The 9,945-nt window shown below is 43.9% G+C and carries 9 protein-coding genes and 1 tRNA gene; 7 read left to right on the top strand and 3 right to left on the bottom strand.

Going from position 1 to position 9,945, the window contains the following annotated elements; genetic code table 11:
• Positions 1–652 precede the first annotated feature (652 nt).
• The 3 genes from aspS (at position 653) to glpB (ending at position 5,601) form a co-directional block, all read left to right on the top strand.
• On the top strand, positions 653–2,437 hold the full coding sequence (gene aspS / locus HYU97_05155) for an aspartate--tRNA ligase (protein ID MBI2336130.1): 1,785 nt from the start codon (positions 653–655) through the stop codon (positions 2,435–2,437).
• Between the two features lie 186 nt (positions 2,438–2,623).
• Complete coding sequence (locus HYU97_05150; protein MBI2336129.1) at positions 2,624–4,258, top strand: glycerol-3-phosphate dehydrogenase/oxidase; 1,635 nt, start codon at positions 2,624–2,626, stop codon at positions 4,256–4,258.
• 2 nt (positions 4,259–4,260) lie between these two features.
• Positions 4,261–5,601, top strand: a complete 1,341-nt coding sequence (glpB, locus tag HYU97_05145) for an anaerobic glycerol-3-phosphate dehydrogenase subunit B (protein ID MBI2336128.1) — start codon at positions 4,261–4,263, stop codon at positions 5,599–5,601.
• Positions 5,602–5,946: 345 nt separating this feature from the next.
• Here the strand turns inward: glpB and HYU97_05140 are convergent, their stop codons facing one another.
• Positions 5,947–6,543 carry an RlmE family RNA methyltransferase gene (locus tag HYU97_05140; protein MBI2336127.1) on the bottom strand — a complete coding sequence of 199 codons (597 nt, stop codon included), beginning with the start codon at positions 6,541–6,543 and terminating at the stop codon, positions 5,947–5,949.
• Positions 6,544–6,810: 267 nt separating this feature from the next.
• On the opposite strand from HYU97_05140, the gene HYU97_05135 reads away from it, so the two are divergent.
• From HYU97_05135 to HYU97_05125, 3 genes are all read left to right on the top strand, one after another.
• A complete protein-coding gene (locus HYU97_05135; GenBank protein ID MBI2336126.1) occupies positions 6,811–7,134 on the top strand; it encodes a hypothetical protein in 324 nt (107 codons plus the stop codon).
• A gap of 7 nt (positions 7,135–7,141) precedes the next feature.
• Positions 7,142–7,414: a hypothetical protein gene (locus HYU97_05130; GenBank protein ID MBI2336125.1), complete on the top strand. Its 273-nt coding sequence runs from the start codon at positions 7,142–7,144 to the stop codon at positions 7,412–7,414.
• A 118-nt stretch (positions 7,415–7,532) separates the two neighbouring features.
• Entirely contained in the window at positions 7,533–7,991 is a 459-nt protein-coding gene (locus HYU97_05125; GenBank protein ID MBI2336124.1) for a hypothetical protein, read from the top strand.
• Positions 7,992–7,993: 2 nt separating this feature from the next.
• Here the strand turns inward: HYU97_05125 and HYU97_05120 are convergent.
• Together HYU97_05120 and HYU97_05115 are read right to left on the bottom strand one after the other, a co-directional pair.
• Positions 7,994–8,066: transfer RNA gene (locus HYU97_05120), tRNA-Phe, on the bottom strand.
• Positions 8,067–8,110: 44 nt separating this feature from the next.
• Positions 8,111–8,479, bottom strand: coding sequence for a hypothetical protein (locus HYU97_05115; GenBank protein ID MBI2336123.1), 369 nt, complete (start codon positions 8,477–8,479; stop codon positions 8,111–8,113).
• Positions 8,480–8,717: 238 nt separating this feature from the next.
• On the opposite strand from HYU97_05115, the gene HYU97_05110 reads away from it, so the two are divergent.
• Positions 8,718–9,869, top strand: coding sequence for a CapA family protein (locus HYU97_05110; protein ID MBI2336122.1), 1,152 nt, complete (start codon positions 8,718–8,720; stop codon positions 9,867–9,869).
• Positions 9,870–9,945: the final 76 nt, after the last annotated feature.

Below are 9,945 nucleotides of genomic sequence, written 5' to 3'. Positions count from 1 at the left end.
TTGTTGCAACAAACCATTTTGTTGCACTCTCTTATTGGGCTAACCAGCGCCCGGTGGCAAGTGCTGAGGTCATCCATATCTTCTCATGGGGCTAGCCGGCATGGAATCCTTCCGCGTTCCCGCCCAGAGGCGGGCCTCGGCTTTCCATGCCGGCTAGCCCGCATGGGGGCCCCACCGCGGACCCTGTCCTGAGGCTTTGCGAAGGAGCGATGGGTCGGCAAAACCACCTCACCTTCAAAGTCACTTTACTCTCTTTTCATATTTCTCAAATATTTGCAGAAAGTCTTTTCGAGGTAGGGAGAGGCCAAGGGAGAGCCCGCGCCCGGTCGGCCTATGATAGTTTCTGTCATTGCGAACCCAGCAGGGTGAAGCAATCTTCAGTTTTAAAATGTTGGAGATTGCCACGCTCGCCAACGGGGCTCGCTCGCAATGACAGAGACCCTCCTTAGTCCGACCGGGCGCGGGCTCTCCATTGGCCTCTCCCTACCTCGAAAAGACGTGGCTCGATTTGTAGGCGATAAAGGAAAGATTCCTTAACTGGCTAAAATATTCACTAGTAATGGTTTTGACTTTTTGCTTAGGCTAGCTGACTGAGATTGCCACGGCCCCTGCAGGGCCTCGCAATGACAGAGATATAGAGATAAGGAGCACTATGGGCCGATTTATTCATGAATACAAGCGTACGCATTCTTGTGGAGAGCTAACGAGCCAAGACGAAGGTAAAACGGTAGTACTTTTTGGTTGGGTAGACACCCGGCGTGATCATGGCCAGGTGATGTTTGTGGATTTTCGTGATCGGTATGGAATGACTCAAATTGTGTTTAATCCCGAGGTTGATTCTAAAGTGCATGAGTTAGCTAAGCATTTGCGTAGTGAATATGTGATGGGGGTTAAAGGGCGGGTGGCTAAACGGCCTGAAGGTATGGCTAATCCCAAATTAGCTACTGGCGAAATTGAAGTGTTGATTGAAGAGTTTGAGGTGTTTAATCCTGCCAAAAATCCGCCTTTCGAAGTGTTAAATGAATTGAATGTCGCTGAAGACCTGCGTTTAAAATATCGCTATTTAGATTTAAGACGGCCCGTGATGAATCACAACTTAGTATTGCGCCATAAAGTCGCTATGGCCGCTCGCAATTATTTAGCCCGGCATAACTTTTTAGAAATTGAAACTCCCTTCTTAACCAAAAGTACCCCAGAAGGGGCCAGGGATTATTTAGTGCCTTCACGGGTGCATCCAGGCAAATTTTTTGCCCTTCCCCAATCGCCGCAATTGTTCAAGCAATTGTTGATGGTTTCGGGGATGGATCGTTATTTTCAAATAGCCCGCTGTTTTCGCGACGAAGACTTGCGGGCCGACCGTCAACCTGAGTTTACTCAAATCGACATTGAAATGAGTTTTGTCAACCAAGAAGATATTCTTGCCATGATGGAGGGTTTGGTGGCGACGATGTGGCAAGAGGCTTTAGGGGTTCAACTTCAAATTCCCTTTCCTCGTATCAGCTATGATGAAGCCATTGATAAGTATGGTTTAGATGCCCCCGATGTTCGTTATGACCTGACACTTCAAAATATCACTTCGATTTTTAACCAAACTCAATTCAAAGTTTTTGCGGATGTGATTGCCAAACAAGGCATCATTAAGGCCTTAAATTTAAAAGGCAAAGCCGACCTGTCCCGCAGCGAAATTGATGAGCTAACGAAATTGGTTGCGATTTATGGGGCTAAGGGCCTGGCTTACATTAAAGTACTACCTCAAGAATGGCAGTCTCCTATTGTGAAATTTTTTAGTGAAACGGAAAAAAAGCAATTACAAGAAAAGCTAAAACTTGAAGTCGGCGATTTGGTTTTTTTTGTAGCAGATCGTCCTAAGGTCGTTAACGATAGTCTAGGGCAATTACGTAAAAAATTGGCTGAAAAACTTGGGTTGATCGATCCTAAGGTTTTGAGTTTTGTGTGGGTGGTTGATTTTCCCATGTTTGAATATGATGAAAAGATCAAGCGGCATGTTGCCCTGCATCATCCCTTTACCGCTCCCAAAAAAGAATTTTTGGAAACCTTTGCCGAAGCGCCTTTAAAAGCCAAAGCTAATGCTTATGATTTAGTGCTTAATGGCAATGAAATTGGTGGGGGCTCGATTCGTATTCATCAATCTGAAGTGCAGGCTAAGGTGTTTGAGATTTTGGGGATCAGTAAAGAAGAAGCTCAAAGTAAATTTGGATTTTTATTAGAGGCGTTTCAATACGGGGCCCCACCGCATGGCGGGATTGCCTTTGGGTTAGATCGGCTTATCATGCTGATGAGCGGGGCAGAATCGATTCGTGATGTGATTGCCTTTCCTAAAACACAAAAAGCTGCCTGTTTACTTTCTGATGCCCCAAGTGCCGTCGATCCTGAACAGTTAGTAGAGTTACATCTTAAAATTAATCAAAAGGTTTAATCACCCCATGGGGACCTCTAAAAATGGCCCATCTGCAGAGCCTGTCCAGAGCGCAAGCGAAGGATTGCCCACAAAGTCGCGATCCTCACGTATTTTCATATACGCTCCGGTCGCGTCTTTGCGGGCGCCTTGCATCTGGGCCCTTTTTAGAGGTCCCCAAAAATCCAAATTCTTAGAGGTGTCCCAGTGGAATTTGATTTGATCGTCATCGGTGGCGGGGTGAATGGTTGTGGTATAGCCCGAGATGCCGCCATGCGTGGGGTTAAAACCTTGTTGATCGAACGCGATGATTTTGCCTGTGCTGCCAGCGGCAATAATAGTCAGATGATTCATGGTGGGGCTCGTTATTTAACGAGCGATCTTAAAACCACTCAACTTTCTTCGATCGATAGTGGATACATTCAAAAAATCGCGCCGCATTTAATTTTCAGAATTCCCTTCATCTTTCCAATTCTTAAACCAGACCATAAGCGATCGAAATGGAGACTAGCATTACTCGATGCCTATTTTAGAGCCTATGATCGTTTTGGCCGTTGGAAAAATGCCAAACCTCATTTGCGATTGAGCAGGGAAGAAGCCTTAAAATTAGAGCCCGATTTATCCCCTGATATAACGGGTGCAGTAACCTTTGATGAATTTGGCATTGATAGCCCGCGTTTGTCATTGCTCAATGCGCTTTCGGCCCATGAACATGGGGCTACCTTAAAAAATCATACGCAGGTGCTAGGGCTTATTTTAGAAAGCGGTGCCGTAGTTGGGGTAAAAGTAAAAGATTTACTTAAAGGAACCTGTGAAGAATATCGCAGTAAAATTATTTTTAATGCTACCGGCCCCTGGGCCTCGAAGCTTGCTAGGTTGGCGGGTGTAGAGATCAAGGTGCGACCTACGAAGGGGGTGCATATCACCTTTGAGGGGAGGTTTCTCAATACCGCTATTATGACTCAAGCCATTGATGGGAGGACCATCTTTATCATGCCTCATCAAAACACCACGATTTTAGGCACCACCGATGATGATTATTTTGGCGACCCTGGGGATATTCCTATTTTAGAAGACGAAGTGGAATATCTTTTAGAAGGGGTAGAAAGAGTTTTTCCTCGGATTCGGCAAGCCCGCATGTTGCGAGCCTGGGCGGGGGTGAGGCCAACCCTTTACCGCCGTGGGCTATACGAGGATGATCTGTCGCGAGAACATTGGATCATCGATCATGAAACCCAAGATGCAGTGGCAGGCTTGGTGAGTGTCATTGGCGGTAAACTGGCCAGTTATCGAATTTTGGCCGAAGAGGCCACCGACTTGATTTGTCAAAAGCTTAGCCTGCAGGCCGTTTGTCACACCCATGAGGAGCCTCTGCCAGGGGGTGATGCTGCACTTAATATCGAGGCTTTAGCTAAACTTCACGACCTCGATGCTTTAACGGTTGAACGGCTAACCTTTAGACATGGCACCTTGGCAAAAAAAGTTTTGTCGCTTCTGGGAGTGCAGCCTTCGAATGCCAACCGAATCTGTCAGTGCGAACCGGTCATGGCAGCCGAAATACGTTATGCGGTACGTTCTGAATTTTGTCGTAGCTTAGAGGATTTGAGGCGGCGCACTCGTTTTTCCATTGGGGTTTGTGGGGGCAATGATTGTGTTTTTTTAGCGGCAGTCATCTTGGGTGAAGAACTAGGCTGGGAGCCTTTGCGAGTTTTTAAAGAAGTTAATTTATTTTTACAAAATAAATGGAAAGAAACCGTGCCTGTTTTACAAGGTGAACAACTGGCTCAAAGCGAGCTGGCAAGCTTTATGTACTATGGGATGGGATGTATTGACCAAATCTAACTATGGAAAATCATAACGGCCCTTACATTGTGATTATAGGTGGAGGAATAGCAGCCTTTGCAGCCGCGATTGAATTGGCTGAACTGGGTGCCAAGGTTAAACTTGTTAAGGTATCCCCTGGGGCCTCCGGGATTTCGAGTGGGGCCTGGGATATTGCCGATGATCTCAATCGTTCATCTTATGATGCGTGGCAAGACTTAAAACCCATTAGTCACAACATCTTTAATCTCATCAAGAAAAATGAATTTCACCCTTATGCTATTTTAGCTGCGGGGCACGAAAGCAACTCATTTTATCAATATGTTCATCAGGCCGTGGCCAATGCTAGCGACCAACTTCCTTTGCGCATGATGGGAGTAGAAAATCAAAATAAAATTTTTCTTACCCCCATGGGTACTTTAAAATCCACCGCCTGGGTGCAGGCAAGCCAAGGGGGCATTTCTATCAGTGAGCTTAAAGAAGCCAAATTGTTAGTTGCAGGGGTTCGTGGTTATGCCCCATTTCAAGCTAGGTTTATTCGAGATGCCTTAGAAATTTTTTTGGAAAAACAAGCCGACCCACCGATTTCTTTCACCGGTTATTTAGAAATGGAAATGCCGGGTTTTGAAGGGCGAACCAATTTGAGCCCGGCTGAATTAGCCCACTATTTAGATAAAGAAGAAAATTTTGTAAAATTTGGGAAAGCCATTGTTTCTTATTTAGAAGGCAAGGTTTACTCTCATCTCTTGTTGCCACCGATTCTTGGGGTTCAAAATTCCAGGCTTATTGTAGAAGCGCTTAATCAAATAACGGGTTTGCAATGTGCCGAATCATTAGCTTTGCCGGTGAGTATTCCGGGCTTAAGGCTCGAGAATGCTATTAATCGATATATGAATAGCCATAATATCGACATTATTGAAGGCAAAGTGGTAGGTTTTGAACACTTAAGCCGTAGAATTAAATATTTGGATGTTCAGCTAGATGACAGCGTGATTAAAATTCCTGTTAAGGCCGTCATTCTTGCAACGGGTAAATTTATTGGCAATGGTATTCAGCATCAGCAAAAATTTTTAGAACCCATTTTTCATTTACCTCTCTTTTATAAAGACCAACCGGTGCAGGCCTTATCTTCCATGCGCCTTGCCCATGCTCACGTGCAAGAAAGGCAGCCTTTTAATTCGGTAGGGGTTAGAATCAACGCTCAAACTCAACCTTTATCCGAAGATGGGGATGTGGCCTTTGAGAATTTATTTTCAGCCGGGGCAGTGATTGGCGGGGCGGATTTTGCGTTTGAGCGGTGTGGGGCGGGGGTGGCCATTGTCACTGGCCAAGTCGCAGGCAAGAACGCTAAAAACTTTTTATAAATGTCATTGTGAACCCAGTAGGGCTCTATGTCATTGCGAGCGAGCACCGTTTGCGAGCGTGGCAATCTTCCTTTTCGTTCTTCAATTCATCTGCAAATCACCGCACCTAAAAAGTCTTCTTAAAGGGCTGCAAGAGGGCAGCTTGAGAACCCGCACCCGTGAAGCCTACTCGGCCAAAAAAATCCTTTATTTTTGGTTGAATTAGAGTACTCCTCTGTCGTCCTCTAATTCAAAAAAATAATAGGATTTTTTTGACCTCCTACGCCTTCACTCCTGTGCTACAGGTTCTCAAGCTGCCCCCTTGCAGCCCTTTAAGAAGACTTTTTATATCATTTAAATATAGGTTCAGATAAAATTCAAACATACCACATATTGTTCACGGCTGGTGGTGCGGGTGGCTTTGGGGCGTATAATGTGGACTTTTTCAAAATGGGTTTTGAGTTGTTTGCAAAATTCGTCGCTTTCTTTTCCTGGGAAAATTTTAAAAACGAGTGAGCCGCCTTTTTTTAAATATTTTTGGGCGTAGCGGAAAGCGAGTGATGCTAATTCAAATGACAAAAAGGCGTCTTTAAATTGAATGCCGGATAGTTTGGGTGACATGTCTGAAAATATAGAATCTATTTTTCTTGTGCCCAAATATTGGTTTATTTTTTGTTCGATGCTGGGGTGGGTGAGGTCGCCTTGAATAAATTCTAAATTGGTTGGTTTAGTTTGTGACAAGGGTTCTAGATCGCAGGCGATCACGCAACCGAGATTTCCAACGCACTTGGTTAAAAAGACGGTCCAGCCCCCCGGGGCGGCTCCCAGGTCCATCACCCAAAAGTTAGGTTTAACCAGGGGATACCTTTTTAAGAGCTCCTCAATCTTAAAACTGGCTCGGCTGGGGAGGCCTTGTGCTTTGGCCTTTCGGTAGTAATGGTCTTGGCGTTCATAATGAGACATTTTGGGGTGTATAGTCCTAATTTCACTCGATTTCTAGTGTACTTTGGAGACTTTTTACCCCATTTAAAGATTTTAGGGGTATTTTCTGGTTTTTCACAACAAACGTATCCACGCGAAAGATAATATAAAATAGGAAAGTTATTTTTGTTAACGCGCCTTGGCATAAGAATTGCTTTAATAAAACCGCGAGAGGTATGGGGTTTCTAGGGAATTCTAAGCGGGATTATAAAAGTTGAATTTTAAAAGATAAATTGGGAGAATGTATTTATGGTAGCAAATGATGTTAAATGGGCGAAGCCATCTTTACCCATAAGTGATCAAGGACAAATTACTACACTACCGCCTGTGCAACGTGAGGGAGTGGCAATCCCTCCTAAAACGGGTTTTAATAAACCAGTTCCGGGATTTGCAAAATACCAGGGAACAGGGAAAGTTGGTGGAGTATATGGTCCCCAAGCTGCTCCCTTGGTTTTGACTTCCAATGGAGTGAGCGCTGATGTCAAAGGTCATGCGGCACGTTGGGGGGAGAATGGTGTTGATCCTGTAGCTGTTGCCAGCCAAGCCTTTACGGAAGTGATTGGTTTAGATTAATTCTCTTATGGTGCAATTTAAAAACTTAGAAGAATTTGAAATTGCGTTTCGTCGACTCCCTCGAGATAAACAACAACGGGTTCTCGATCGAGCCTACGAATTGGCCTATGCTGGTTTTGATGATAAAGTTTATCGCGTCATGGCCACCGCCATTAAGCATGCCAAAGAAACCGGGATCGAAGGCCACGAAGATATGAATATTACCGATGAAGATTTGAAACGGCTTTCCAGTATTCAAGATACCTACCGACATCAAGAAAAACATAAACCGAAGAAATAAAGCCCCTTTGAAGTAAAACAATCTTTAATGTTTAACCGGTGAGATTGCCACGCCCATTGGGCTCGCAATGACAGCTTTTTCGATTGGTATTCAAGGGCTTATTTGATATTCTACCTATATGGTTGAAATAAAAGGTCCTAAACCCATAGGGGTTGGGCAAGGCCCGTTGCCCCTTGATCCAACGGTAGCCAAAAAAACGGCTAAAGAAATTAGTAAAACGGCCCTTGAAAAAGGCGATGGTTTTGAAGGTAAGCTTCCGCCTCAAATTGGCACTAAACCTAACCAATTTATGGGAGGTGCCTTTAAGGTATTTGGGGATGGGATCTTATTTCCTTCTAATTTACTGGATGTGAGTAATTCTACTAATAATCCAAGATATCTACGTTTGTTAGCAGCGGTGTTGGGGATGGATGACCTGGAGTGGCACTTTAAAACCTTGGCCGAAGAAGACCATCAGGCCTATGTAGAGCGCAAAGCAAAACGCCGCTTAGAACGATTGGAAGAAGAGGAAAGACAGCAAGGTCAAGAAGGGGCTTTTGTTGACGATGAAGAAGAAGGGGAAGAAGAGGGTGAATAAAGTGGGCAGGGACGGGATTGAACCGCCGACACGAGGATTTTCAGTCCTCTGCTCTACCGACTGAGCTACCTGCCCTAAATGAGCTAGGGTTAATAGGAAACAGAACAAGCTCTGTCAATCTAATACTGCTTGGCGGGTTTTATCATGACCCCTGAACCATTATCCCAATCGTAAACATCAACGCTTAAGGCCAAACTATCTTTTGAAATTTTCATAAAGAAAGTATCTTCGCCTTGGTCTTGTTCGGTTCTTTGGAAACCGAGCCCTTCAAAATGTTTCATCATTTTAAGGCTTACGGCAGACACAGCGCCTTTGTAATGCATTTGTAACTTTTCGTTGTTTGATTGGCAAACGGCGGCACCACCGAGCGGCATGCTAAGGGGTTTCCAGTCACTACTCATAGAAATAGACCTGCAAGGGTGCCCAGCACAGGCCGAAAACCCCAGGGCAAAACTCGCCATCAAAAAAAAGTTGATGAGAACTTTCATGCAAACCTCCCAGAAAATAATCTAGCAAATTTTTTGCAAAGAATTAAATTAATTTTTTGAGGCGGTAGACAAATTTCAGTTGTTTCGGTTAAAAATAAATAACTATAGTATTTTAACTTTTTGATAGTATGTTTTCTGTCATCCTCGCGAAAGCGGGGATCCAGTGCTTAGCCCTACTTACAGAACTGGATCCCCGCCTTCGCGGGGATGACAGCCTATTTAAAAGTTAAAACACTATATGAAAATAAAACGATCTTTTCAAAAATTAGGCTTATGTTTTTTGGTGTTCTTGCTTTCGGCTTGTGCGGTTGCAGAGTCTAAGAAGCAAACCATTAGTCAACTTTCTTTATTGTTTGTGGGTGATATCATGCAACATGACCCCCAAATTCAAGCGGCCTATGATCCTAAAACCCAAACTTATTCTTATGATGATAGTTTAAAATACGTAAAATCTATTTTTGAAGCAACGGATGTTGTGATCGGCAACTTAGAACTGACCTTTGGGGGGAAACCCTATAAAGGGTACCCGCAGTTTAGTGCGCCGAGTGAGTTGGCGAGCGGGTTAAAAAATGCTGGGGTTGATTATTTAGTAACTGCCAACAACCATTCTTGTGATCGGGGTAAAAAAGGCATTGAGGGTACTTTAGAGGCGTTGGATAAGGCTAAAATTATTCACACGGGTACTTTTAAAAATCAAAAACAAAGAGAAAAACAATACCCCTTAATCATTGAGAAGAATGGGATTCGTTTGGCGGTGTTGAATTATACTTATGGCACCAATGGCTTGCCCATCCCTGAGCCTAATATTGTTAATCTGATTGACCGCGATCAAATAAAAAAAGACCTGACCCTAGCTAAACTAAAATTGCCTGATAAAATCATCGTGTTTTTTCATTGGGGGGTGGAATATCAGCGTGAGCCTAATCAAGAACAAAAAGATTTGGCTCAATTTTGTTTAGACGAAGGGGCCGATTGGGTGATGGGTTCTCATCCTCATGTGTTGCAGAAAATGGAAAAGTTTAATCACAAAGGTAAAGAAGTATTGGTGGTTAATTCGTTAGGCAATTTTGTTTCGAATCAGCGGGATCGTTATCGAGATGGGGCGGCGATGGTAAAAGTTGTGTTGGAAAAAGTTGGGGGGCTAGCGAAGATCAAGCAGAGTGGCTATTACTTAACCTGGGTTTATGACCCTTATGAAGAGGGTAGGCATCGATTTTATATATTGCCTGTTGCGCAATACGAGAAAGACAAAGAATTTTTTGGGGGGGAGCTTCCCTTTAAGTTTGTTCAGTCAATCAAAGATGCCCGGGAATTATTTTTGAAACAGAATAAAGATATTCATGAATACATTTACAACGCTGAACAAATTGCCTGGCAGCTTGATAAATAGTTTATTTTAAAAAGTTTTTTGAAAAGTCGGCAGAGGCTTCCAGGGGTCCGTGTCGCCCAGGGGTTACGGCCCCTGG

The sequence above is a fragment of the Deltaproteobacteria bacterium genome (assembly GCA_016183235.1).
In the GTDB taxonomy this organism is placed as follows: domain Bacteria; phylum UBA10199; class UBA10199; order DSSB01; family JACPFA01; genus JACPFA01.
Note: the sequence above shows the minus strand (reverse complement) of the source record. Positions and strands in the feature narration are given on the sequence as shown.

Coding starts and splice junctions, on each gene's coding strand:
- HYU97_05110 (MBI2336122.1), top strand. CDS start 8,718: ATGAAAATAAAACGATCTTTTCAAAAATTAGGCTTATGTTTTTTGGTG.
- HYU97_05140 (MBI2336127.1), bottom strand. CDS start 6,543: ATGTCTCATTATGAACGCCAAGACCATTACTACCGAAAGGCCAAAGCA.
- HYU97_05115 (MBI2336123.1), bottom strand. CDS start 8,479: ATGAAAGTTCTCATCAACTTTTTTTTGATGGCGAGTTTTGCCCTGGGG.
- aspS (MBI2336130.1), top strand. CDS start 653: ATGGGCCGATTTATTCATGAATACAAGCGTACGCATTCTTGTGGAGAG.
- HYU97_05130 (MBI2336125.1), top strand. CDS start 7,142: ATGGTGCAATTTAAAAACTTAGAAGAATTTGAAATTGCGTTTCGTCGA.
- HYU97_05125 (MBI2336124.1), top strand. CDS start 7,533: ATGGTTGAAATAAAAGGTCCTAAACCCATAGGGGTTGGGCAAGGCCCG.
- HYU97_05135 (MBI2336126.1), top strand. CDS start 6,811: ATGGTAGCAAATGATGTTAAATGGGCGAAGCCATCTTTACCCATAAGT.
- glpB (MBI2336128.1), top strand. CDS start 4,261: ATGGAAAATCATAACGGCCCTTACATTGTGATTATAGGTGGAGGAATA.